Annotated in this window: 23 protein-coding genes; 14 read left to right on the plus strand and 9 right to left on the minus strand. The window is 71.5% G+C overall.

The features are described 5' to 3' along the window. Positions 1-35: 35 nt before the first annotated feature. From ACFFIA_RS19290 to ACFFIA_RS19305, 4 genes are read right to left on the minus strand one after another with little or no spacing between them, the layout of a single operon-like run. On the minus strand, positions 36-1,109 hold the full coding sequence (locus ACFFIA_RS19290; protein ID WP_377252869.1) for an ABC transporter ATP-binding protein: 1,074 nt from the start codon (positions 1,107-1,109) through the stop codon (positions 36-38). After that, complete coding sequence (locus ACFFIA_RS19295) at positions 1,096-1,926, minus strand: ABC transporter permease (protein ID WP_377252871.1); 831 nt, start codon at positions 1,924-1,926, stop codon at positions 1,096-1,098. The genes ACFFIA_RS19290 and ACFFIA_RS19295 overlap by 14 nt, the downstream gene beginning before the upstream one ends. Continuing rightward, the gene (locus tag ACFFIA_RS19300; RefSeq protein ID WP_377252872.1) at positions 1,923-2,801 is read right to left on the minus strand and encodes an ABC transporter permease; all 879 of its coding nucleotides are present in this window, start codon (positions 2,799-2,801) and stop codon (positions 1,923-1,925) included. Before ACFFIA_RS19300 ends, ACFFIA_RS19295 begins: the two co-directional genes overlap by 4 nt. Positions 2,802-2,811: 10 nt before the next feature. Then, positions 2,812-3,924: an ABC transporter substrate-binding protein gene (locus ACFFIA_RS19305; protein ID WP_377252873.1), complete on the minus strand. Its 1,113-nt coding sequence runs from the start codon at positions 3,922-3,924 to the stop codon at positions 2,812-2,814. A 473-nt stretch (positions 3,925-4,397) separates the two neighbouring features. Here ACFFIA_RS19305 and ACFFIA_RS19310 point away from each other — a divergent pair, with 473 nt between their 5' ends. From ACFFIA_RS19310 to ACFFIA_RS19345, 8 genes are all read left to right on the plus strand, one after another. Then, the gene (locus ACFFIA_RS19310) at positions 4,398-5,510 is read left to right on the plus strand and encodes an NAD(P)/FAD-dependent oxidoreductase (protein ID WP_377252874.1); all 1,113 of its coding nucleotides are present in this window, start codon (positions 4,398-4,400) and stop codon (positions 5,508-5,510) included. 21 nt (positions 5,511-5,531) lie between these two features. Next, the gene (locus ACFFIA_RS19315) at positions 5,532-6,512 is read left to right on the plus strand and encodes an ornithine cyclodeaminase family protein (RefSeq protein WP_377252875.1); all 981 of its coding nucleotides are present in this window, start codon (positions 5,532-5,534) and stop codon (positions 6,510-6,512) included. 27 nt (positions 6,513-6,539) lie between these two features. Then, positions 6,540-8,105 carry an aldehyde dehydrogenase family protein gene (locus ACFFIA_RS19320; RefSeq protein WP_377252876.1) on the plus strand — a complete coding sequence of 522 codons (1,566 nt, stop codon included), beginning with the start codon at positions 6,540-6,542 and terminating at the stop codon, positions 8,103-8,105. Next, the gene (locus ACFFIA_RS19325) at positions 8,105-10,264 is read left to right on the plus strand and encodes a thiamine pyrophosphate-dependent enzyme (RefSeq protein ID WP_377252877.1); all 2,160 of its coding nucleotides are present in this window, start codon (positions 8,105-8,107) and stop codon (positions 10,262-10,264) included. The genes ACFFIA_RS19320 and ACFFIA_RS19325 overlap by 1 nt, the downstream gene beginning before the upstream one ends. 29 nt (positions 10,265-10,293) lie before the next feature. Then, the gene (locus ACFFIA_RS19330) at positions 10,294-11,460 is read left to right on the plus strand and encodes an acyl-CoA dehydrogenase family protein (protein WP_377253121.1); all 1,167 of its coding nucleotides are present in this window, start codon (positions 10,294-10,296) and stop codon (positions 11,458-11,460) included. Positions 11,461-11,641: 181 nt separating this feature from the next. Further along, on the plus strand, positions 11,642-11,887 hold the full coding sequence (locus ACFFIA_RS19335; RefSeq protein WP_377252878.1) for an aroma-sacti cluster domain-containing protein: 246 nt from the start codon (positions 11,642-11,644) through the stop codon (positions 11,885-11,887). A 9-nt stretch (positions 11,888-11,896) separates the two neighbouring features. Beyond that, positions 11,897-13,243, plus strand: a complete 1,347-nt coding sequence (locus ACFFIA_RS19340) for a radical SAM protein (RefSeq protein WP_377252879.1) — start codon at positions 11,897-11,899, stop codon at positions 13,241-13,243. 183 nt (positions 13,244-13,426) lie between these two features. Further along, a complete protein-coding gene (locus tag ACFFIA_RS19345) occupies positions 13,427-15,163 on the plus strand; it encodes a cellulose-binding domain-containing protein (protein ID WP_377252880.1) in 1,737 nt (578 codons plus the stop codon). A gap of 66 nt (positions 15,164-15,229) precedes the next feature. Here the strand turns inward: ACFFIA_RS19345 and ACFFIA_RS19350 are convergent, their stop codons facing one another. Beyond that, the gene (locus ACFFIA_RS19350; RefSeq protein ID WP_377252881.1) at positions 15,230-16,156 is read right to left on the minus strand and encodes an NADP-dependent oxidoreductase; all 927 of its coding nucleotides are present in this window, start codon (positions 16,154-16,156) and stop codon (positions 15,230-15,232) included. 64 nt (positions 16,157-16,220) lie between these two features. Here ACFFIA_RS19350 and ACFFIA_RS19355 point away from each other — a divergent pair, with 64 nt between their 5' ends. From ACFFIA_RS19355 to ACFFIA_RS19365, 3 genes are all read left to right on the plus strand, one after another. Further along, a complete protein-coding gene (locus ACFFIA_RS19355; protein ID WP_377253122.1) occupies positions 16,221-16,388 on the plus strand; it encodes a ferredoxin in 168 nt (55 codons plus the stop codon). Further along, positions 16,385-16,537: a hypothetical protein gene (locus ACFFIA_RS19360; protein ID WP_377252882.1), complete on the plus strand. Its 153-nt coding sequence runs from the start codon at positions 16,385-16,387 to the stop codon at positions 16,535-16,537. Before ACFFIA_RS19355 ends, ACFFIA_RS19360 begins: the two co-directional genes overlap by 4 nt. Before the next feature lie 164 nt (positions 16,538-16,701). Continuing rightward, the gene (locus tag ACFFIA_RS19365; protein ID WP_377252884.1) at positions 16,702-17,109 is read left to right on the plus strand and encodes a (R)-mandelonitrile lyase; all 408 of its coding nucleotides are present in this window, start codon (positions 16,702-16,704) and stop codon (positions 17,107-17,109) included. Between the two features lie 65 nt (positions 17,110-17,174). On the opposite strand, the gene ACFFIA_RS19370 is transcribed toward ACFFIA_RS19365, so the two are convergent. Further along, positions 17,175-18,020: a maleylpyruvate isomerase N-terminal domain-containing protein gene (locus ACFFIA_RS19370; RefSeq protein WP_377252886.1), complete on the minus strand. Its 846-nt coding sequence runs from the start codon at positions 18,018-18,020 to the stop codon at positions 17,175-17,177. Positions 18,021-18,081: 61 nt separating this feature from the next. Then, positions 18,082-18,633 carry a carboxymuconolactone decarboxylase family protein gene (locus ACFFIA_RS19375; RefSeq protein WP_377252887.1) on the minus strand — a complete coding sequence of 184 codons (552 nt, stop codon included), beginning with the start codon at positions 18,631-18,633 and terminating at the stop codon, positions 18,082-18,084. A gap of 210 nt (positions 18,634-18,843) precedes the next feature. Between ACFFIA_RS19375 and ACFFIA_RS19380 the strand changes: the two genes are divergently transcribed. The 3 genes from ACFFIA_RS19380 to ACFFIA_RS19390 all read left to right on the plus strand — a co-directional run bounded on the left by ACFFIA_RS19380 (position 18,844) and on the right by ACFFIA_RS19390 (position 21,995). After that, a complete protein-coding gene (locus ACFFIA_RS19380) occupies positions 18,844-20,004 on the plus strand; it encodes a M20/M25/M40 family metallo-hydrolase (protein ID WP_377252888.1) in 1,161 nt (386 codons plus the stop codon). 128 nt (positions 20,005-20,132) lie between these two features. After that, on the plus strand, positions 20,133-21,254 hold the full coding sequence (locus ACFFIA_RS19385) for a carboxylate-amine ligase (RefSeq protein WP_377252889.1): 1,122 nt from the start codon (positions 20,133-20,135) through the stop codon (positions 21,252-21,254). Between the two features lie 141 nt (positions 21,255-21,395). Next, a complete protein-coding gene (locus ACFFIA_RS19390) occupies positions 21,396-21,995 on the plus strand; it encodes a nitroreductase family protein (RefSeq protein WP_377253123.1) in 600 nt (199 codons plus the stop codon). Between the two features lie 3 nt (positions 21,996-21,998). Here ACFFIA_RS19390 and ACFFIA_RS19395 read toward each other — a convergent pair whose 3' ends face one another. After that, positions 21,999-23,555, minus strand: a complete 1,557-nt coding sequence (locus tag ACFFIA_RS19395) for an NAD(P)-binding domain-containing protein (RefSeq protein ID WP_377252890.1) — start codon at positions 23,553-23,555, stop codon at positions 21,999-22,001. A 115-nt stretch (positions 23,556-23,670) separates the two neighbouring features. Continuing rightward, positions 23,671-23,985 (minus strand): hypothetical protein, encoded by a 315-nt coding sequence (locus ACFFIA_RS19400; RefSeq protein WP_377252891.1) that lies wholly within the window; start codon positions 23,983-23,985, stop codon positions 23,671-23,673. Positions 23,986-24,486: the final 501 nt, after the last annotated feature.

A 24,486-nucleotide genomic window follows, 5' to 3' on the forward strand; every position in this document is an offset into this window, starting at 1 on the left:
GTTGGACGGACGGGTCCTGCTTGGACGGTCGAAGGTCAGTCGCCGATGAGGCGCACCGCGGCGGCGGGCCACGACGCGGTCACCGGTGCGCCTGGCGCGAGGTGCGGGTCGGCCGGGCCGGAGCGCAGGTCCGCCAGCAGCGTGCCGCCGCCGGGTTCGCTGATGACCGCCAGGCGCGACGACCCGTGGTACTCCACACTGGACAGCACGCCGCCGAGCTGGTTGGGCGCCGGGGAGTCGGGCGCGCCGGGGCGCACCGCGACGTACTCGGGGCGCAGCAGCACGCAGGCGTCGGTGCCAGCCACGGCGAGGTCGTCCTCGGTGCGCAGCGTGTGGCCGTGCCAGCGCAGCAGCGCCCCGCCGTCCGCGTCGGTCGACCTCTGGCAGTCCAGGAGGTTGGCCCGGCCCAGCAACTCGGCGATGGCGCGCTCGGCCGGGCGCTCGTAGACGTCCGTGGGGGCGCCCATCTGCACCAGCCGGCCGCCACGCATCACGGCGACCCGGTCGGCGAGCGCCATCGCCTCGCGCTGGTCGTGGGTCACGAACATCGCCGTGAACCGCAGGCGCTTCTGCAGGTCGCGAAGCTCGCGCCGCAGGCCTTCCCGGAGCATCGCGTCGAGGTTGCTGAACGGCTCGTCGAACAGGACGATCCGCGGTCGCAGCACCAGTGCGCGGGCCACCGCGACCCGTTGCTGCTGGCCGCCGGAGAGCTGGCCGGGCTTGCGGTCCGCGTACGGGGTGAGCATCACGCGTTCCAGCTCCCGGTCGACCCGCTCGCGTATCTCCTGCCGGGGCAGCCGCCGGACCCGCAGCCCGTATCCGACGTTCTGCCGTACCGTCAGGTGCGGGAAGAGGGCGTAGTTCTGGAAGACGATGCCGATGCCGCGCTGGTTGATCGGCGCGTTCAGCACGCTGCGGCCGTGCACGAGGATGTCGCCGCCGGACGGCGTGACGAAGCCGGCGATGCTGCGCAGCATCGTGGTCTTGCCCGAGCCGCTCTGGCCGAGCACCGTGACCAGTTCGCCCTCCTCGACCGAGAGCGACACGTCGTCGAGGACGAGGTCGCGCCCGTAGCGCTTGGAGAGGCCCACCAGTTCAAGCTCCGCCATTGGGCGCACCGTCCTTTCGGGTCGCGGGCTTGCGCAGGTTGTCGCGGGCGGAGAGGACCGCGACCAGCGCGCTGACGAGCACGAGTAGCGAGGAGACCGCGGCCACCGAAGGGTCGACGTTGTAGGCGACCGAGCTGTAGATGCGGACGGGGAGGGTGGGCACGTCGGGTCCGGCCAGGAACAGCGGCACGACCAGCTCGTCGAAGGCGAGGATGAACGCGAGTGAGATGCCCGAGAAGAAGGACTTCGCGACGTTGGGCAGCAGGATCTCGACCCAGATCCGCAGGCGGCTCGCGCCCAGGCTCAGCGCGGCCTCCTCCAGGGCCGGGTCGAGCTGCTCCAGCGCGGCCATCAGCGTGCGTACCAGGTACGGCGTGATCAGCACGGCGAGCGCGAGCACGATGCCCCAGGTGGGCACGCTGATGTTCAGCTCGTTGTAGCCGAGCATGAGGCCGAGGACGTACATGATCGACGGCACCATGATCGGGATCATGATCAGGAGGGTGAGCGACGACGCGAACCGGACCCCGCGGCGGGCCAGGATGATCGCCGCGGGCGCGCCCACGACCGCCGCGACCCCGACGCTCATCGCGGCGATGATGAGGCTGTTCCACCCCGCGGCCCGCCAGCTCGGGTCGGTCAGCACGCCTTCGAACCACCTGAACGTGAGCCCGTCCGGCGGGAAGGTCAGATAGGGCGTCGTGGTGAAGGCGGTCGCGACGAGGACGACCAGCGGCGCGGCCAGGAACACCACGAGCACCGTCACCACGACGGGCAGGACGGCCGACTCCGCCCAGGAGAGCAGGCGGCGGCTCATCCGATGACCCCGGTCGCGCCGGACCCGCCCGTGTCCCGGGACAGTCGCGTGTAGACGGCCATGGTGATCAGCGCGATCGTGACCAGCAGCACCGCCATGGCGCTGGCCAGTGGCCAGTTCAGCAGGTTGATCGACTGCTCGTATATCTCGGTCGCGGCGACCCGGTAGCGGGTCCCGCCGATCAGCTGCGGGGTCACGAAGGCGCTCGTCGCCGTCGCGAAGACCAGCAACATGCCGGCGACCACGCCGTTCATCGAGAGCGGCAGCGTGATCCGGAAGAACGTCCCGGTCCGCGAGGCGCCGAGGTTCATCGACGCGTGTGCGAGCGTCGGGTTGAGCCGGTCGAGCACGCCGTAGAGCGTCAGGACCATGAACGGCAGCAGCACGTGGGCGGTCGCGATGAGTACGCCGGTGCTGGTGTACATCAGGCCGGCCGGACCATCGCCGAGCGGGCCGGCGAGGGTGGAGAAGATCCCGTCGCGGGCGAACAGGACCATCCAGCCGAACGACCGGACGACCGAGCTGGTCATGAGCGGCACCAGGACGACCACGAGCAGCACCACCTTGAGCCAGCGCGGCCCGCGGGCGAGCGCGTAGGCGATGGGGTAGCCCAGGATCGCGGTGAGCACGGCCGTCTCGCCGGCCAGGAGCATCGAGCGGCCGAGCATCCCGAGGTAGTACGGATCCTGGAGGATCTTGGCGAAGTTGTCGGTGGTGAAGCCGCCCATCTCGCCGGCGCCCTGGTGCCGCCGGAAGCTGGTGATCGCGACCAGCGCCATCGGCACCACGAACTGGATCGTGTAGAGCGTCAGGACAGGTGCCAGGGGGAGCCAGGCGGCCCGCCTGGCTCCACCCCGGGGCCGGCTGGTGGTCACGCCGGCACGGTCACTTGGCGACAATCTTGTTCCACTCTTCGGTCCAGGCGGCCCGGTTGGCGCTGACCGCGGCGCCGTCGGCGACCCAGAGCCGCTCGATCTCGGCGCGCACCGGGAGCGTCTCGGCCAGGTCGTCCGGGAGCGTCGCGCCGGTGTTGGTCGGTACGTAGCCGGCCGCCTTGGCGAACGCGATCTGGATGTCCGGTTCGAGCGCGAGGTCGATCAGCTTCTGCGCGAGGTCGGCGTTCTTGCTGCCGGCCACGACGTTCATCGTCAGGCCGTAGACGAGCGAGCCGTCCTTGGGCAGGACGAAGGCGACCTTCTGCCCCTGCTGGCGCAGCAGGTACGCGTACCCGCTGTCGAAGACGGCCATGTCGATGGTGCCGTCGCCGAGCAGCTGGGTCATCGTGGCGCCGTCGCGGTAGACCGAGTGGAGGTTGGGCATCAGCCGGCGCACGGCGTCGTAGCCGGGCCGCATGTTGGTGGCGGAGCCGCCGTTGACCTGGTTGAGGATGTACAGCGTGTTCAGGCCGCTGGTGTTGGAGATGTCCGGCAGCCCGACCCGGCCCTTGTACTTGGCGTCGTAGAGGTCGTTCCACGAGGTCGGAGCGGGCGTGACCTTCTCGGTGTTGTAGATGATGCCGGTCGAGTTGAGCGCGAACGCCGGCGCGAACTCGCCCCGCTTGGCCTGCTCGACCACGGTGGCGGAGTTCGGGACGGTGGTGGCGTCGACCGGGGCGATGAGCTTGAGCGTGCCGGCCTCGACCTCCTGGCCGCCGGAAAACTGGACCACGTCGAATCCGCTGTTCGCGCCCTGGGCCTTGAGCTTGGCCAGTGCCGGCGCGGACAGCAGCGTCGTGAGCTCGACCTTCGCGTTGTAGCGCCGCTCGAACTCGGGGATCAGGACCTCCTTCTGCGCGGTCTCGAACGAGCCGCCGAACGAGGTGACGATCAGCGTGCGGGTACCTTCGCCCCCGCCGCTGGCCGTCCCGCTGCTCGTGCAGCCGGTTGCGGCCAGCCCGACGGCGAGTAGCGCGGCGAGGCCGATGACGGCCCGGCGCCGCCGATGTGCCACCTGCCCGGCGCCGGAGGGCGGTACCGCCGTTCCGGATGTCAACGCCATGACGGTCTCCTGTCCAAACCACTGCGGCGCGTATCCCCGCGCCGTGGAAATCGGGGTCACCTTCTGCGCGGCCACCCCGCGCGGGGCGGGCCGGCCAAGCCGCGAACGTCGCGACGATGTCGATGGGTACGGCGGCCGTGAACGGTCACCGCGATGGGCGGCGCATCGAAGCGTTCTTCCTGGTCAGGCCGCGTGGACGGAGGCGCAGCCCTCGTATGAGCGGCCATTCAACCAGCGGCACCAAGCCTTGGTCAATACCCGTTACCGAGATTGGTCCACCAGTCGCATGACCCGAGCGCGAAGATCGCTCGATCGGGCTGTGTATCGCCATCAAAACCGACCAAAGTGGACACCGAGCTTCGCGATATGGCAATGAAACGGGCACGAAACATGGGGATCGCTACGGACAAGAGCCTTGACCAAGCCGGCTGGCGATCGGTATAGATGCAGGAACACTGACGAGGGGGGAACGGGTGGAGTCCGAACTGCGCGGCGCCGACGCCGTGGTCATCGGCGGCGGTGTGATCGGGGTGAGCACGCTCTATCACCTGGCCGCCGCGGGCGTCACCGACGCCGTCCTGCTGGAACGGGAGACGCTCGGGGCCGGGTCGACCTCCGCCGCGGCCGGCGGGATCCGCGTGCAGTACTCCGACGCGCTCAACGTCCAGATCTCCCTGCTGGCGATCGAGCGCTTCGCCCGCTTCCGCGACGACTTCGACTTCGACATCGGCTTCCGGCAGAACGGATACCTGTTCCTGCTGGAGGAGCGGATGATGCCGGCGTTCGAGGCGGCGGTGGCCCTGCAACGTTCGCTCGGCGCGCCGACCCGCATGATCGGTCTCTCCGAGGCCGCCGAACGGGTACCCGGCCTCTGCCTCGACGGCCTCGCGGGCGCGTCGTTCTGCCCCATCGACGGGGTCGCCACGCCCGAGGCGGTCGTGCAGGGCTACGCCGCCGCGGCCCGCCGCCTCGGCGCCCGCACACTGGTCGGCCGCACCGTCCGGGCGGTGCGCACCGAAGACGGCCGGGTCACCGGCGTGGAGACCGACCAGGGCTTCCTGCCCACGCCACGGGTCATCTGCGCGGCCGGCGTCGACTCGCCCGCGATCGCCGCCACCGCCGGCGTCGACCTGCCCGTGCGCGCCGAACGCCGCTACATCTACTTCGTCGACCAGCGCGGCGCGCTGCCCGCGTCGCTGCCGCTGACCGTCGACTTCGCCACCGGGCTCTACGTACACCCCGAGGGGCCGGGCCTCATCGTCGGCGGCCCGTGGCCGACCGCGGCCGACCTGGCGCCGTACGCGGTCGCCCGCCTGCCCGCCCTCGGCGACCTGCCGATCCGAAGTGGATGGTCGGGCAACTACGAGATGAGCCCCGACCACAACGCGATGGTCGGCGCGGCGACCGACCTGGCCGGCTTCTACTACGCCACCGGCTTCTCCGGGCACGGGTTCCAGCAGGCCCCGGTCGTGGGCGAGTACCTGGCCGACCTCGTCGCCGGGCGTACTCCCGCGCTCGACCTCGGCGTGCTGTCGGCGGACCGCTTCGCCGACGCGCGGACCCGGCCCGAGACCAACGTCATCTGAGTGGGACACATGAGGAGCGACATGACGCCAGCGGCGGGACCGGCACGCTACGACGACGAGGCGGTGCGGCGCCTGCTCGACCTGGACACCGCCTTCGCCTCGCAGCGGGAGGCGTTCCGGTGCCTCGGCGAAGGGCTGGCCGACCTCGGCCCCCGGGTCGTCCTGGCCGGGGGCGGCGGCGACGCGGTCACCTTCAGCTACACCGCGCGGCTGCGCCCCGGCACCGGTACCGTCTGCAAGCTCGGCGGGGTCAACGAGGAGAACGTGGCCCGGGGACTGGCGACGGTGCAGGCGACGGTCGTGGTGCTCGACGCCCACACCGGTGCCGTGGCGGCGACCCTGGACGGCAACGCCATCACCGAGCTGCGCACCGCGGCGGCCACCGCCGTCGCCGTACGGCACCTCGCGCCGGCCGCCGAGCCGCTCCAGGTGGCCATCGTCGGTTGCGGCCTCCAGGGCGCCGCGCACCTGCGCGCGCTGACCCACCAGGGCGGCGTCGCCTCGGTCGCGCTCTGGGACCGCGACCCGGCACGGGCCGAGGAGCTGGCCGCCGGCGCGCGGGTCGGCGTGCCGGTGGCCCCGGTCGCCGACGTCACGGCCGGTGTACGCGAAGCCGACGTCGTGGTCTGCTGCACCACGAGCACGACCCCGCTGCTGGAGATCGACTCGATCAAGCCGGGCGCCACCGTGGTGAGCATCGGCTCGTTCGCCCCCGACCGGCTGGAGGTGAGTGGGGAGTTCGCCGCCCGTGCCGGACGCGTGGTGGTCGACCACCTCCCGACCGCCTTGGAGCAGGCGGGTCCGGTCATGGCCGCGGTGACAGACCACGGGCTCGACCCATCGGCGATCCTTGAACTCGGAGCCGTCGTGGCGCATGGCGCCGAGGTCCGGACGACCAGCGGCGACATCGTCTTCTACAACAGCGTCGGGATCGGCGTGCAGGACGCCGCCGCCGCGCTGGCCATCCTGGACCGGGCCGCCACGGCGGCGCCGGCCGACTGATCCGGCCACCACAGCGAACGGAGCAGCATGACCGCCCTCGTGACATCCCAGATCGACGGTGCCCCGGCGGGCACCGGCAACGGTCCCCGGCTCAGCTCGGTCAACCCGGCCCGTACCAGTGAGGTGGTCGCGGAGGTCGCCCTCGGCGACGCCGGCCTCTTCTTCGCGGCCTGCGCCGCGGGTCGGCGCGCCCAGCCGGGCTGGGCCGACGTGCCGGCGCCGGTGCGCGGCCGGGCCATCGGCCACATTGGACGGTTGGTCGAGGCCAACGCCGACGCGCTGGCCCGGATCATGACCCGGGAGATCGGCAAGCCCTACCGCGAGGCGCTCGGCGAGGTCCGCGAGATCGTCGACACCTGCGACTTCTTCCTTGGCGAGGGGCGCCGCCTCTACGGTCAGACCGTTCCCTCTGAGATGCCGGACAAGCAACTGTTCACCTTCCGCAACCCGGTCGGCGTGGTCGCGGTCGTCACCGCCGGCAACTTCCCGGCCGCCGTGCCGTCGTGGTACCTCGTACCGGCGCTCCTTTCCGGCAACGCGGTCGTCTGGAAGCCCGCCGAGTACTCCGCCGCCACCGCGTCCGCCCTCTACGCCCTCTTCCAGAAAAGCGGACTCCCCGACGGCGTGCTCAACCTCGTCCTCGCCGACGGCGACGCGACCTACCGAGGGCTCGCCGACGCCCTCGCCGAGGGACTCGTCGACAAGGTCGGCTTCACCGGCTCCAGCGCGGTCGGCGCGCGGATCGGGGAGCTGTGCGGCCGCCACCTCCAGTCGCCCTGCCTCGAACTCGGCGGCAAGAACCCGATGGTGGTCACGCCCAGCGCCGACCTCGCGCTGGCCGTCGAGGGCGCGCTCTTCTCCGGCTTCGGCACGGCCGGGCAGCGCTGCACCTCGCTCGGGACCGTACTCGTGCACGAGTCCCGCCACGACGAGTTCCTGGACCGCCTGGCCAGCGCCGTGTCGTCCGCCCCGATCGGCGACCCGTTCCAGGGCGTGCTGTACGGCCCGATGCTCGACCAGCGGTTCGCCGACCGGTTCGAGGAGTACCTCGACTGGATCCAGCCGCACCACACGGTCGCCGGCTCACCCCATCGCGGGCGCATCGACGCGACCCGGCCGCGCCCCGGATTCGTCGGCGACCCCGCCGAAGGGCTCTACTACCACCCCACGATCGTGGCGGGGCTCCGCGACGACGACGCCATCTTCCAGAACGAGACGTTCGGCCCCATCGTCGGGGTACGGGCCTACCGCGACCTCGACGAGGCGATCCGGCTCGCCAACGCGCCGGGCTACGGGCTCTCGTCCGCCATCTACACCACCGACCCGCACGAGGCGTTCACGTTCCGGCGCGGGATCGGCGCGGGCATGGTCAGCGTCAACAACTCGACCTCGGGCGCCGAGGCGCACCTGCCCTTCGGCGGCAACGGGAAGTCCGGCAACGGCAGCCGCCAGTCCGGCACCTGGGTCCTCGACCAGTTCACGCGGTGGCAGTCGATGAACTGGGACTACTCCGGGCGCCTGCAGAAGGCTCAGATGGACGTCGCCGACCTCACGGCCGACCCCAACTTCCGGCTCACCGAACCGGGCGCTTGATGATCGAGTCGATCGACGACCACTTCCTGCGGCAGGTCGGCTCCTGGACCGACGCGCTCGCGGGGGAGGCCGCGCCGGGCGGCGTCGACGCCGAGCTGCTGGAGGCGTACTTCGCCGCCCAGGTCCAGAGCCGCCACCTCGACTTCGCGGCCCGGTGGCTACAGGGCAAAGGGGAGGGCTTCTACACCATCGGCTCCGCGGGCCACGAGAGCAACGCCGCCGTCGCGCTCGCCCTCCGCCCGACCGACCCGGCCCTGCTGCACTACCGTTCCGGCGGGTTCTTCGCGGCGCGCGCCGGCCAGGTGCCCGGCGCGACACCAGTCGCCGACGTGCTGCGCGGCATGATGGCCGCCACGGACGACCCGATCTCCGGCGGCCGGCACAAGGTGTACGGGCATCCCGCCTACCACGTCGTCCCGCAGACCTCGACGATCGCGTCGCACCTGCCTCGCGCGGTCGGGCTCGCCTTCGCGCTGCACCGCGCGCCCGCCGCCGGAGTGGCTTCGCGGTGGCCGGCCGACTCGGTGGTGGTCACCAGCCTCGGGGACGCGTCGGTCAACCACTCGACCGCCACCGGCGCGCTCAACGCGGCCGCGTGGTGCGCCCACCAGGGGGTACCGCTGCCGTTGCTGGTCGTCTGCGAGGACAACGGCATCGGCATCAGCACGCGGTCACCGGCCGGATGGATCCGGCTCGCGCTCTCCCGGTTTCCCGCGATCGAGTACGCCGAGGCCGACGGCGCCGACCCCGAGGGCGCCCTCGCCACGGCCCGTGCCGCCGCCGCGGCCGTACGCGCCGACCGCCGGCCGGTGATCCTGCACCTGCGCACGGTCCGGTTCATGGGGCACGCCGGTTCCGACGCCGAACTCGCCTACCGTTCGCGGGCCGAGATCGTCGCGGACTACCCGCGCGACCCGCTCCTCGCCACGGCCCGCCGGATGGTCGCGCGCGGCCTGGCGTCCCCGGCCGAGATCCTGCACCGCTACGAGGCGGCGCGCGAGGAGGTGATGTCGTGCGCCCGCACGCTCCTCGGCACCGCGCGGCTGGAGTCCGCGGCGGACGTGCGGCGGCCGATCGCCTACCCGCCCGTCGGCGCCGCCGCCACGCCCGCCGCCGCCGACGCGGCCGATCCGCGGGCCGCCGGGCGCACGCTCGCCCAGGCCCTCAACGACGCGCTCGCCGGCGTGCTCGCCGAGCACCGCGAGGCTGTCCTCTTCGGCGAGGACGTGGCGGCCAAGGGCGGCGTCTACGGCGTCACCCGGGGCCTGCGCAAGCGCTTCGGCGCCGCCCGCGTCTTCGACACGCTCCTGGACGAGCAGACCATCCTCGGCACCGCGCTCGGCGCCGCGCTCGCCGGACTGCTGCCGATCCCGGAGATCCAGTACCTGGCGTACCTGCACAACGCCGAGGACCAACTGCGCGGCGAGGCCGCCTCGCTCGCGTTCTTCTCCAACGGCCAGTACCGCAACGGGATGGTCGTTCGGATCGCCGGGCTCGCCTACCAGCGCGGCTTCGGCGGTCACTTCCACAACGACAACTCCCTTGCCGTGCTCCGCGACATCCCGGGGCTGGTGCTCTGCCTGCCCAGCCATCCTTCGGACGCCGCCGCGCTGCTCGGCTCCTGCCTCCGGCTGGCCCGTGAGCACGGCCGGGTCTGCGTGGTGGTGGAGCCGATCGCGCTCTACCACACGCGGGACCTGTACGAGCCCGGCGACAACCGCTGGACCGGCGGGCAGGCCGCGCCTGTCGTACCCGCCGCGGATCACTTCGGCCGGGCCAGACTCCACCGCGACGGCACCGACCTGCTGATCGTCACCTTCGGCAACGGCCTCCCGATGTCACTGCGTGCCGCGCGCCGTCTGGCCGGGGAGGGGATCGACTGTGCCGTGCTCGACCTGCGCTGGCTGGCTCCGCTCCCGGAAGCCGACCTACTGCGGCACGCGGCGGCGTTCGAACAGGTCCTGGTCGTCGACGAGACCCGTCGCAGCGGCGGGGTCTCCGAGGCCGTGGTCACGCTCCTGATCGACCACGGCTACCGCGACCGCGTCGCCCGCGTCACCAGCGAAGACTCCTACGTACCGCTCGGCCCGGCCGCGAACGCCGTGCTCATGGCGGAGGACCAGATCGTCGAACGGGTCCGCGCGATGAACGCGCGGTGAGCCCGCCCCTTCATCGGAGGACGTCCATGATGCCGCAACCGCCGCTCGCGCTCTTTGACATCGACTCGTTGCTGAGCGAGGAGGAGAGCGCCATCGCGGCCGTGGTCCGCAAATTCGTCGCCGACCGCGTACGCCCGAACATCGCCGGCTGGTACGAGCACGGCACCGTACCCACACGCGAGCTGGCGCGGGAGCTGGGCAGCCTGGGACTGCTCGGTATGCACCTGCACGGATACGGCTGTGCCGGCACCAGCGCGACGGCGTACGGCCTGGCCTGCCTCGAGCTGGAAGCCGGCGACTCCGGCCTGCGCTCACTCGTCTCGGTGCAGGGCTCGCTGGCCATGTTCGCCATCCATCAGCACGGCTCCGACGAGCAGAAGCGGCAGTGGCTGCCGCGGATGGCCGCGGGCGAGGCGATCGGCTGCTTCGGCCTCACCGAGCCGGACTACGGTTCCAACCCGGCCGGCATGCGCACCTACGCGCGGCGGGACGGATCCGACTGGATCCTCTCGGGCACGAAGATGTGGATCACCAACGGATCCGTCGCCGACGTGGCGGTCGTCTGGGCGCGGACCGACGACGCGATACGCGGGTTCGTGGTGCCCGCGGGAACGCCCGGCTTCTCCGCGCCGGAGATCACCCGAAAGATGTCGCTGCGCGCGTCCATCACCAGTGAGCTGGTCCTCGACGAGGTCCGGCTGCCCGCCGACGCCCTGCTGCCGGGCGCCCGCGGTCTGGCCGGGCCGCTGTCATGCCTCAACGAGGCGCGCTTCGGCATCGCCTTCGGCGCCCTCGGCGCGGCCCGGGACTGCCTGGAGACCACCCTCGCCTACGCCGGCCAGCGCGAGGTCTTCGGTCGCCCGCTGGCCGGGTTTCAGACCACTCAGCTCAAACTCGCCGACATGACCCTCGAACTGGGCAAGGGCATGCTGCTCGCGCTCCACCTCGGACGCCTCAAGGACAGCGGGCGACTTCGGCCGGAGCAGGTCAGCCTCGGCAAGCTCAACGCGGTACGGGAAGCGATCGGGATCGCCCGCGAGTGCCGTACGATCCTCGGCGCCGCCGGGATCACCCTGGAATACCCGATCATGCGCCATGCCGCCAACCTGGAGTCCGTGCTCACCTACGAAGGCACCTCGGAGATCCACCAACTCACGATCGGGCACGCCCTCACCGGCGCCAAGGCCTTCCGCTAGCGGCGCCACCGCCGCCCCGGCGCTGATCGCCGAACTCCGCGGTGCCGGACAGGCCCTGGGTGCACCTCCGGTGGGCTGAGGCCGCGAGCCGGTCCCCCCGCGGCGGGATCCGCTGCCATCGATCAAATGGCTACGGTCTGTCGCACTGGCTCGTCGTAGCCGTTACGAGAAAGAGGTGGCCATGTCTCCCGTCTCCGTCGCGTCACCCAGCATCCTCAGTGTCCTTCCGAGTGAGCCGTCCGAAGCGCAACAGCGCGTGATCGACGAACTGACGCCACTGGAGCGGGGCGTTCTCGCGTCGGTGCAGGCGCGCCTGGACGCCGCGCACGGTGACGGCGCCGCGTCGGGCTACGAGTTCGACGAGGAAGGGCTCGACTGGGGCGACGATCCGCACTACATCCACGTCATGATCGCCTGCTGCGCCTGAGGGGCGGACGTGACCACGTACACCAAGAGCCGGTACATCGTCCTGAGCGACCACGAGTATGTCGGCGCCGACGGTGGGCTGAGGCGCCTCGCCTACTCGACCCGCACCGGGAAGGTCTTTCCGGTCGGCCGGTCGGTGGTCACGTCGCTGGAGAACGGGACCATCGACGACATCCCGGCGAACGTGGTGGAGGCGCTGGTCCGCACGAGCCTGCTGGTGCGGGCCGGCGCCGACGAGCCGGCCGACATCCTGGCCGAGAACATCGTCGCCGCACAGGACCGGTCGCGGCTCTACATATCCCTGCTGCCGACCGCCTACTGCAACATGAGCTGCGCGTACTGCGGTCAGGAGCATCGGCGCGGTCAGCTCGGCCGCGAGCACCGTGACCTGGTGCGGGAGCGGGTGGTCCGCCGGCTGCGGCAACCGGAGACCAAGCGGGCCAAGATCTGCTGGTTCGGCGCGGAACCGATGATGGGATACTCCGCCATCCGCGACCTGGCCAAGGACTTCATCGCGACCGCGGACGAGTGTGGTGTGCCGTACGAGTCTCTGATCGTCACCAACGGCACGCTCCTGACCGCGGACAACATCGGCGTCCTGGCGCGCGAGTGCCGGATCGGGCACTTCGAGATCACGCTGGACGGGCCGCCCGAGGTCCACGACCGGCACCGCCCCCTCAAGAGCGGGGGCAAATCGTTCTGGCGGATCATCGACACGGTCCGGCCGGCGGTCGAGCGGCACCCCGACGTCAACTGGCAGTTCCGCACGAACGTGGACAAGAACAACGAGGAGAGCGTCGGCGCCTACCTGGAGCTGATGGCGAAGCTGGGTTTCGGCCTGCCGAACGTCTCGTTCTCGATCGCCCGGGTGCATCCCTGGGGCAACGACGTGTCCGCCTTCGAGTCGTCCCTCGGCGGCTTCGCCGCGCGCGAGGCCGGTTGGCTGGAACAGGCCATGGCACTCGGGCTGCGGACACCGCTGTTGCCCGGCGGTCGCCGCACGTCCGTGTGCAGTGTGGTGACCCGCGCCGAGGAGCACATCAGCGCGACCGGAGCGGTCTTCTCGTGCAACGAGGAGGCGCTGGTGCCACGCCACGAGCAGGAGCTGGCCCTGGGCAACGTACGGCAGCGAAACCTCCCGCTGCTGCGCCCGGTCGGCCCGTACGACGACTGGAACGAGAGCGTCGCCAACGGCGAAGCCTGGTGCCGGGACTGCGTCTTCCTGCCCATCTGCGGGGGCGCGTGCCCGAAGTCGTGGCGCGAGGGACGGCCGCCGTGCCCGAGCTACAAGCTCAACATCCAGCAGCGGATCGACATGGTGGCGCGGCAGTCCGGATACCGGAGGGTGGACGGCTGACGCGGGCGCCGAGGTGGGCGTGGTCGGGGCGCGTCAGGGGGTTGCGGATTCCATCACATTGATAGATGGTAGTCGATACATCGGGAACCGGGTCGAGGTCCCTGGGCAGCCTCCCCGGAAGGCGTCCCGCCCGTCCGTCCCTTGGAGGACCTGCCCATGCGTTCTCATCGATATCGGTCAAAGGTGGTGACGGCCTTGGCCGCCACCACCGTGGCTGCCGGGGCCGGGATCGTCGCCGCGATCACGGCGCAGCCGGCGGCGGCCGCCGCCGGCTGCGGAGTCACCTACACCGTCGCGTCGCAGTGGAACAACGGCTTCACCGCGAACGTGAGCGTGCGAAACCTCGGTGATCCACTCACTTCCTGGACGCTGACCTGGGCCTACGCCAACGGGCAGCAGGTTACCCAGGCCTGGAACGCCACGGTGTCGCAGAGCGGTGGCCAGGTCACCGCCCGAAGCGTCAGCTACAACGGGTCCCTCGGGACCGGCGCGACGACGTCGTTCGGGTTCAACGGGTCGTGGAGCGGCACGAACTCGTCGCCGACCAGCTTCTCGCTCAACGGCACCACCTGCACGGGCGCGCCGGTGACCGGCAACCCCACGAGCTCGCCCACCACCCCGAACACGTCACCGTCCGTGCCGCCGTCGTCGCCACCGCCCACGGGCAGCCCCGCCTGGGGCCGCGGTCTGCCGCCCGCCGGCGCGGCGCACAGCATGGCATACCACATCGTCGCCGCGTCCGACGGCACCGGCTACACGCCGCGGGCGAACGAGTGCTCGCGCGAGATCCACGCGCGGTACTGGACGTACGGGCCGGACGGCAAGGTCTACCCGACCTGGCATCCGCCGCGTGACCCGAGCGGCTGCTCCTTCGGGCACGAGCACGGCGACGACCCGCGTACCTCGGACCTGTACAGCACCGCCAGCTGGCCACCCTTCGGCTACACCAGCGAGGTGATGCTGGACAGCATGCCGCAGTCCAGCCACCGGCACGAGGACCACGTCGGGCACAAGGTGCTCGCCGTGAACAACTCCAACGTGATCCAGGGGGACAACGGCACCAGCTTCTTCCCGCCGCAGGGCACCGTCATCGCCACCTGCGACATCCTGCTCAAGTTCCACCAGGGCACGCACTCGCCGGACGCGTTCAGCAACAACGTCCACGAGCTGCTGCTCAACCAGCGCTGCACCGCGAGCAACGGCGGGCAGGTCACCGAGGCGCGGTACAACGCGATGATCCCGCTCGGGCGGGCCGGGGGATTCAGCCCCAGCGAATGCCCGGGATTCGGCGGCCAGTTCATCAACGTCCAGAGCGCGGTGCCGGCGGATTCGCCGTCGGATACCCGGTCGCTGGGCCGGCTGATCACCGAGCCCGGCTGTGTGCAGGCGATCCGGGAAGGCCGTACGCACAACGACCCGCTCTACCCCAACCCGGTGCCGTTCACCGTCTCCGACATGGACGACTTCTGGTTCTCCGACGTCTCGGTGACGGGTTCCGGGCTGAACTTCCGTATCGCACCGCTGTTCTACGTGGTCAATCCGTCGCGCTACTACGACCCGAGCAAGCCCAACCGGCTGGGCCGGATCGTGGACCTGTGCTACACGGATCTCGCCGGTGGGGACTACTGCAACCAGGTCCGCCAGATCACCCAGCAGACCGGGCAGCAGATCGCGTGGGACGACCCGCGCTCGCCGTTCAAGGGCACCTTGCGGGAGTTCCGGCCGGGCAGCTTCTCGGTGCAGAACAGTGGCCCGACCACCGTCTACACCGACGTGTACGGCCGCAACGCCTCCAGCACGCCGTTCACCGGCTCCATCCGGCAGTACTTCTCCGGTAACGGCGGCACCACGATGTACGTCCGCGGCTCGACCAAGGACTACGGCTCGAACTCGGCGGACGGGATCCGCGCGCCCAACTGACCGGCCGAATGTCACGGGGCCCGTGGCGGGTGATCCGCCGCGGGCCCCGCTCCGTGAACCGGCTGGTCAGCCCGACGTCAGTACGACCTTGCCGCGCAGGCCACCGGCCAGCACGCGCCGGTGCGCGTCGGCCGCCTCGGTCAACGGCATGGTGGTGGCCACGCGCGTGCGCAGCCTGCCCGCCGCCACCAGCCCCACCAGCTCGGCCAGCAGCTTCCGGTCGAGCCGGATGAGCTGCAGATCCTGACGCACACCGCGGGCCGGATCGATGGCCGGCGTGGGCCGCGTGGCGACCACGACGCCCCTGTTCTTGACGGCGGCGGCCGCCGCCTCGCCGAGCGGGACCGCGTCGAACACCGCGGCCACCGGCCCCACCTTGCCCAGGTCGGCGGAGCGAGTGATCACCTCCTGGACGCCGAGACCGCGCACCCACTCCTCGTCGCCGGCGCTGGCCTGTGCCAGGACACGGTAGCCGGCCTGGACGGCGAGCTGCGTGGCGAAGCCGCCGACACCACCGCTGGCGCCGGTGACCAGAACGCTGCTTCCGTCGGGCAGCACGCCCGACGACAGCAGCTCCAGCCCCTGATGTGCGGTCTGGGCGTTGAGCGGCACCGTGGCGGCGGTCGCGAAGTCGACCTCGTCCGGCAACGGCACCAGCCAGCCCGCGTCGGCGGCCACGAACTCGGCGTAGCCACCTGGTGTACCCCGCGTCAGGTACCACGGGATCATCCCGACGACACGGTCGCCCACGCGGAGGTCGGCGGTGTCGGGCCCGACCGAGGTCACCTCGCCGGCGATGTCCCACCCCGGCAGGAACGGGGGCGGCACCGGTCCGCGGGGGATCTGTCCGGTGGTGGCGGCGACGTCGGCCGGATGCACGCAAACCGCCCGGATCCGGACGACCGCCTGCCCGGGCCGCGCCTCAGGATCAGGCAGTTCAGTCACTTGCAGTACCTCCGGCCCGCCGAGCGCAGCCGCGATGACCCCGAGCATCCGTCCACTATAGACCGGGCTGGATAGGGCGCTGATCCGCCCTGGTCGCCAGGTCGACGAGACGCTGTGCATCGGCTCCGGCAACTGCGAGTTCGTCGCGCCGCGCACGTTCCGCATCGAGGACGACGGCATCTCGCGCGTCGTGTCGGACGGAAAGGCCGACGGCGACGACACGGTCACCCGGGCGATCGACGAGTGCCCGGCGATGGCGATCCGGCGGGCCGAGCCGTGAGGCGCCGCCTCGACTGCCCGTGCGGCGAGCACATCGTCGGGGATAACGAGGAAGACCTGGTCGAGCGGGCCTTCGCACACCTGCGGGACAGCCATCCAAACCTCGCCGACGCCTACACGCGCGAGCACATCCTCGTACTGGCCTACTGAGATCGGCCCCCCTCGGCGGTTTCAGGGGAGATCCGCGGGGAAGCCCTTCCTCGCTGTGTGGTCGCCTCTCCCCGGGAGCCGGCGGCCGAAGGCCGGGCCATGGACGAACGCCGCGGTCTCCGACGCCGCCGCGCCCCTGACCCCGCGTACCGTGAGGGAGCCCAATGGAACTGAAACCGGTCAGCCCGACCGTCAAACCGCCGCCGACGAACTTCGCCGGTGACGTCTACCTGACCCCTGTCCACAGCGCGGCGGAACCGTCGCGGATGAACGTCGTACTCGTCCACTTCACCCCGGGAGCACACACCCACTGGCATACCCACGCGGTCGGCCAGACCCTGCACATCACGGAGGGGGTGGGACTGGTCGGCATCCGTGACGGGTCGGTGCTGCGCGTACGCGCCGGCGACACCGTCATCTGCCCACCGGGTGAGGAACACTGGCACGGGGCCGCCACCGACACCTTCATGAGCCACATGGCCATATTCGAGGCTCCACCGGATGGCAGCGACCCCACCACCTGGTTCGAACCGGTGCCCGACGAGGAGTACCAGACGGCGAACCAGCGCTGATCCACGGAGCCTTCCGCCGCGGCCGGTCGCGGCATCCTGATCGGGCCGGCCGCGTGGCGGAGGGCTCAGGAGGGGACGCGCATCGTGCGCAGGAACGCCGGGAGCAGCCAGGGGCGCCGGCCACCGACCGCGAGCTTGCCGGTGACCACGGCCTTCGCCTTGCCGACCCGCCCGAACATCATGAGGTTGAAGGTCGCCGGGTCGTAGGAGAGCCGCACGTCGGGGCGAGGGTCGGGCGGCTCGAGGGTGACCCGGCCGTCGGTCAGGGCCAGCGTCACCGGCGCGCCCTCGCGGGGCGCGAACGTGACCGCGATGCGCCCGGGACGGACGCGGCCCTCCCGGTCCAGCAGCCGGCCGTAGCCGCAGCGGGCGACCCCGGTCAGGAACACCTCCACGAACTGCGTGGCGTCGCGCGGGTCGGTGTGCCAGGGTGCGCCGACGGCGCGGGCGATGTCCCAGGCGTGGATGTTGAACTCGTTGAGCAGGTGCGCGAGCAGGCCCGCCAGGTGCACGCGCGAGCCGCCGAGCCAGTCGACCTCGCGCGCCGGGTCGGCGTCGCCCGTCGCCTCCAGCAGCGACTCGACGTCGGCGCGCAGGCGCGCGGTCAGCTCCGGCACGCGGCGCTCGGTGAACCTGGCCATGATCTTGTCGTTCATGCCCGCCACCGTGTCCACAGTGGTCACCGCCAGCAGCTCGTCCAGACCGGGCACCGGCAGGTCGGGCGGCGTGTTTCGGGCCAGCGCCACGTCGAGCGCGGTGATGGTGGCCAGGTGCGCCAACGTGTCGGCGACCGTCCAATGTGCCGTCACCAACCGGTCGGCCGGGACGCTCTCGGCCAGGTCGAGCAGCCTGGGGAGCACGTCGGGCAGGGAACCGCGGGCCTGGCGCCATTGCTGTGGGCGTATGGACATGCCCTCAACGATCGCCGAGCGGGCCGGCACGGGCTTGTTCCAGATTGCCGACCTGCGGGGCTCACGCCGTGCTGACATAGCCGCTCTGCTTGACGCGCTGGGCGGCTTCCTCGTATGCGACCGGGTCGAGCGGCAGGCGCGTGCCGAGCCCGTCGACGTACCGGTTGAACATGCAGAACGCGGCGGCGATGAGCACCGTGTCGTGGATCTCCAGGTCGGTGGCGCCGGCCGCGCGGGCCGCGCCGACCAGCTCGGCGGTGACCTCGCGGCCGCCCCGCTGCACCGCGGCCGCGATGCCCAGCAGTGCGCGCATCTTCGCGCTGACCTGCGCCGTCTCCGGTCCGATGTGGACCTGCCGGACGAGCGGCATGCCGCCGTCGAGCTGCGCGGCGGCGAACGCCGAGTGGGACGAGCTGCAGAACGTGCACTCGTTCAGGCCGGAGACGTATGCCGCGATGAGCTCCCGCTCGCCCGGGCTGAGCGTCGGATGCGGCGCGTGCAGCAGCACGTCGGCCAGCGAGTTGAGCGGGGCGGCGGTCTCCTGCCGGTAGCGCAGGAGTCCGGTGATGCCGGGGAAGTGGGTCTCGTCCAGGCCCAGGCTGATGTGTGCCACGGTCACGCTCCTCGGGCAGCCAAGGCCGCGGCCGGTGGCGGCGCGGTCCTGTGTGGATGCTCCCGCCCGGCGGGCGGTGGCGCTTCTTCGAACGTGCCGTCTTCCGGGCCGCCGCTTCCTCAGCGCCCGTAGCAGCGCGTACGCCGCCGCCGGCGCAGAGGGCAATCTTGAGTATTGCCGCAGGTGACAGCCCTCGGGCACGATCCCGGCATGGGGGATGTGGAGACGATGGGCCGGCTCGCGGCAGCCCAGTCCGAGACGATGACCGACCGCCTGCGGGAGCTGGTGACGCACGAGTCGCCTCCGGGCGCGGCACGCGAGCTGCACGCCTGCGCCGACCTGCTGGACAGCTGGGGCACCGCCGTGCTGGGCCGTCCGGCCCGCCGTGTCGTGCGCGACGGGCTGCCGCACCTGCTATGGCCGGCCGAAGACCAGCGCGTGCTGCTGCTCGGCCACTACGACACGGTGTGGCCCGCGGGCACGCTCGACGAGTGGCCGTTCGCGCTCGCCGGTGACATTGCCACCGGGCCGGGCGTGTGCGACATGAAGTCCGGCATCGTGCAGATGTTCGCCGCGCTGTCGCTGGTGCCCGACGTCTCCCGCGTCGGCCTGCTGCTCACCTGCGACGAGGAGAGCGGGTCGGTCACCTCCCGGCCGCTGATCGAGCAGCAGGCGTGCCGGTCGCGGGCCGTGCTCGTGGCTGAGCCGAGCACGGAGAGCGGCGCGCTCAAGGTGGCGCGCAAGGGCGGCTCGATGTACCGCATCGCGGTGCGGGGTCGGGCCGCGCACGCCGGCGTGGAGCCGCACCGGGGCGTCAACGCCGCCGTGGAGCTGGCCCACCAGGTGCTGGCGGTGCGCGCGTTCGCCCGGGGTGACACCAGCGTCACGCCGACCGTGGTGAGCGCGGGCAGCATGACCAACCAGGTGCCCGAGTCGGCGACCTTGTGCGTGGACGTACGGGCCTGGACGCGGGCCGAGCTGGAGCGGGTCGACCGGATGATCCACGCGATGACGCCGCTGCTGCCGGACGCCTCCCTGGTCGTCGGCGGGGGAATCAACCGGTACCCGTTGCCCGAGGAGGTGGCGCTCCCGCTGCTCGACATCGCCCGGCGGGCCGGGCAGCGGCTCGGGCTGCCGCCGCTGGAGGGAGCGCACGCGCCGGGGGCGTCGGACGGAAACTTCACCGGCTCGCTCGGTGTGGCCACATTGGACGGCCTGGGCGGCGTCGGCGGCGGCTCGCACGCCCGGCACGAGTGGGTGGACGTCGCGCAGATGCCCGCCCGGGCGGCGCTGCTGGCCGGTTTGATCACCGGCGTGCTGGAGGAGCCGCGGCGCGGCGCCGGCGTGACCGCGGCCAACCGGGCGGCCTGAGCACGCCCCCGGCTCCACTTTGGTGTGTCGTTGACGTGGACGACTGTCGGTTCGACCCGGCGACGGTTACGCTCCCGGCGGCCGTACCTCGCGGCCGTGACGAGCGAGCCGGAGGGTGAAGCGCCGCGATGACCACCGAGACTGACCCGTCGATCGGGGCACCGCCCCGGTTCGGCGTGGAGGAGGAGTTCCTGGTCGTCGACGCGACCACGCGACTTCCGGTGCCGCGGGCCGCGCAGGTGGTCGGCGACGCCGCCACGGCGCTGGGCGACCGCGTGTCCGGCGAGATCACGACTCTCCAGCTGGAGACCCGCACCGACGCGTGCGACACGCTCGAAAAGCTGGCCGCGCAGCTCGGCGAGGCGCGCCGGGCGGTCGCGACCTGCGCCCGGGCCGCCGGACTGCGAGTGGTCTCGACCGGGTCCGCGGTCGTCGCCGCGCCGGTGCCGCCGCCGATGACGACCGGGCCGCGGCAGAGCCTCGGCACGGCCACGTTCCGGGGGCTGCACGACGAGCTGGCGATCTGCGCGCTGCACGTGCACGTGGAGATGCCCAGCCGGGACCACGCGGTGGCGGTGGGCAACCATCTGCGGCCGTACCTGCCGGTGCTGCTCACCCTGACGGCCAACTCGCCGTTCTGGGACAACCGTGACTCCGGGTACGCGAGCTGGCGCACGATGACGTGGTCGCGCTGGCCGGTCGCCGGGCCGCCGCCGCGCTTCGACTCCGCCGCGCACTACGACGAGGTGGTGGAGGGTCTGCTGGCGGCCGGTGCGATGGTGGACCGGGGCACGATCTTCTGGGACCTGCGGCCGTCGGAGAAGCATCCGACCCTGGAGATCCGCGTCGCCGATGCCGCGTTGACCGCCGAGGAGGCGGCGCTGTACGCGGCGCTGGTACGGGCGCTGGTGGTGCACCTGTCCGAGGCGGTGCTCCGCGGTGAGCCCGCCCCCGAGGTGCCCGGCGAGCTGCTGCGGGTGGCATACTGGCGGGCCGCTCGCGACGGGCTCGACGGCCACGGCCTGGACCTCGGCACCGGCCGCCTGCTCCCGGCGCCCGAGCTGGTGGAGCGGCTGGCGACGGCGGTCGAGCCGGTGCTGCGTGCGCAGGGCGAGCACGAGCTGGTGACTGCGTGGCTCGACCGGCTGCTGGCCGGTGGCACCGGGGCGCGGCGGCAGCGGGAGGCGGCGGGGCGTGCCGGTGGGCTGGCCGAGGTGGTCGACTACGTCGCCGAGCAGACGGTGAGCTGAGGCAGGGCAACTGGGCAACGGCGCGCAAGCACCAACCTCCATTGTGGGCGATGCTGGATCAGGAGCCGAGTCACGATGGAGGCCCTCGTGAAAGACAACGCCACCACGCCGTTCCAGCACACCCGCCTCGACCCGGCGGTCATGCGCCGGACGGCCCGCTCGTTCGCCGACCGCATGGCGGCGCGCCGGTCGGTGCGGCACTTCTCCGCGGAGCCGGTCCCGCTGGAGGTGGTCGAGGAGGCGGTCCGCGCCGCGGCCACTGCGCCCAGCGGCGCCAACCTCCAGCCCTGGCGCTTCGTCATCGTCACCGACCCGGAGCGCAAGCGGCGGCTGCGGCGCGCGGCGGAGGCCGAGGAGCTGGAGTTCTACAGCCGCCGCGCGCCGCAGGAGTGGTTGCGTGCCGTCGCCCCGATGGGGACCGACTGGCAGAAGCCCTTCCTGGAGACGGCCCCGGTGGTCATCGTCGTCTTCGAGGTGCACCAGGGCCCGCGCACGCCGAAGCCGTACTACGTCAAGGAGTCGGTGGGCATCGCGGTCGGCGTGCTGATCACGGCGCTGCACCTTTCCGGTCTGGTGACCCTGCCCCACACGCCGAGCCCGATGAAGTTTCTCAACGAGGTCTGCGAGCGGCCCGACGAGGAGCGGGCCTGCGTGGTCATGCCCGTCGGCTATCCCGCCGACGAGGTGAACGTGCCCCGGCTGACCCGCAAGCCGCTGGCCGAGGTGCTGGTGCGCCGGTAGGCCTCAGTGCCCCAGATCCTGCGTGAAGAAGGCGTGCAGAGGCCGCACGTGCCGCTCGGGCCGGCGCCACTCGGCGAGCAGGTCCTCCAGCAGGTGCAGCTCCTCGACCAGCTCCCCGCCCCGGTAGCGGCGGATCACGGGGTGGATGAAGGCACTCTCGGCCGCCCGGTCGGGCTGCGGATGGCGCTCGATCGCGAACACGTCGGGGTACTCCTCGCGCCCCCAGCGCAGCGCGAACGTGTAGTAGTGCGGCTCGGCGCCGAACCGCGTCACCGCGTAGTCTTCGGGCAGGTCGTGGTAGTGGCGCACCTGCCCGGTGGCGGCGTCGACGAGCAGCACGTCGCAGAGAAACTCAAACTGGGTCCACAGCGCCGAGCTCCAGTTGACCCGGTCCAGCACGGCGGCGGTGAGCGCCTCGGCGTCGAGGTCGACCTTGTCGTAGCCGAGCGGCGCGCCTTCGTACGTCTCCCGCAGCAGCGCGGTCAGGGTGCGCAGGTTGTACCGGAAACCGTCGATGAACGCCGACGAGGCCTTCTTGAAGTCGCGGTCCTGGGCGAGCGTGCCGGCGAAGTAGAGCCCGTCGACGTTGGCGGACTGCCAGTCGGGGCGGGTCACCGGCATGCGCCCGTTGGGCGTCATCTTCGGCCGGCAGCCCTCGCCGAAGACCGACGTGTCCATGGCGAAACCGGTGCAGCGCAGCACCGACTCGTACTCCATCACCGCGGTCTCGCCCTCGGCGTGCGTGTAGGTCAGGTGCACCTCGAAGCGGTCGCCCACGGGCCGGATGTCGTCGATGACGCAGTCGAGCACCGAGTGCAGCGTCTTGAACTGGTAGCTGTCCAGGACCGCGCCGTGGTGGCCGCGCACGTCGCCGGGGTGCTTCGTGTTCCACGCCAGCCGCAGCGGCCGAGGGCTGGCCAGGTGGATCATCGAGGCGTGGCCGAGCAGCGCCGACGCGGTCTCGAAGGCGGAGTTGCCTTTGCCGAGGATGAGCACGCGCTGCCCGGCGTAGTCGGCCGGGTCGGTGCTCATCGACTCGTACCCGACGGCGTGCTCGATGCCGCGGACGTCCGGGATGTTGGGCCGGCCCCAGCCGGTCGCCATGATCAGGCATTCGGCGTGCAGGACCTGGCCGTCGCCGGTCTCCACCGCGAAACCGGTGCCGGACTTCTCGACGCGGCGCACCTCGGTGCCGTAGCGCACGTTGAGCTCGTGGTGCCGGGCGAAGTCGCCGAGGTAGCGGACCATGTCGTCGGCACCGGGGAAGTACTCACGGCTGTAAGCCGCGAAGGGCAGCTCGGCGGGCTCGTGCAGCAACGAGTTCCAGTCCCAGCGCAGGCGGATCTCCGGGTCGGTGCTGACGGCGTGGACCTTGTTGATCGAGATGAGCTTGCGGTGGCGGGGGTAGTGGCGGAAGAACTCGCCGGGCCGCTCCGCCCGCTCGACGACGAGGTAGTCGCTGCCCGCCTGCCCCAGGTAGTAGCCCAGCTGAAGCCCGGCCGGACCGGCGCCGACGATGAGGTATCGGTGGCGGTTGGCCGCCCCATTGACGTCAGTCATGGAATCTCCCGGTGGTCGATACCAGGACAATTCACCATAAATGACCGCACGTCAATACGTCGATCGGCCCTTATCGGGGCGGCCGAGACGGCGCCGGACCGGCATGGTTAGGGCGCTAGGCCGGCTGTGCGGCCGGCTCACGACGGCCGCTGACCTTGGCCGACCGCATGATGCCGCCCTTGGCGGTGCCGGACATGTCGTCGCCGCTGATCACGACGTCGAACGAGAGGTCCATCCGCATGGGCTTGGTGATCGACTGGTACCAGGAGAGCCGGTCCCCTTCGAGTCGCAGCTCCTTGAGCACCAGCTGCTCCGACTCGCCCCGGGAGATGCCCTGCAGGGCACCGTCCTCTGTATACAGCTCCAGCACCGTGTGGCGGGTGCCGAGCGGCGTGGCGACGGCGACCTTCCAGAATCCCTCGACCGACACGACGGCCTCCTCTCTTCCCGATGATCCGGTCCGAAGCGCCGCCGGCGGTGGCGGCCCGTGGCCGGGCGGCGCGCTCGGGCGGCGCCGTCACCGACGTTAGCCAGCGCGACCGTCCGATGTAGTCGCCATATTGCCGTCTTGGCGAGCCCGCGCCGGGGACACATCGGCGGTTCCCGACGATGGATCACCAAACCGGAAGTCACGCGGCAAACCGTCCGGTACCTCCGGCATGAGCGGAAGCCGACAACCCCCGCCGGCGTCGAAAGCAATGTGAAAGAAGCGAGGCATCGGGCGCTCGCGCACCATGAACTGGGGCCTGGCAATGCCGCGCCAGTCGAGATCCCGGGCCCTCATCGGGAGGCAACCAGCCATCATCCAGCAAACCGCGAGCTGATCCTCGACAGCACCCGGACAGCCTGACATCCGGCCGTCTCCGCGTGCATCACATCGAGTTCGGCAAGCGGTCGTACAAGCATGCCCATCGCACGAAACAAAGGCGCC

The organism is Phytohabitans kaempferiae (assembly GCF_042433955.1).
Classification (GTDB): domain Bacteria; phylum Actinomycetota; class Actinomycetes; order Mycobacteriales; family Micromonosporaceae; genus Phytohabitans; species Phytohabitans kaempferiae.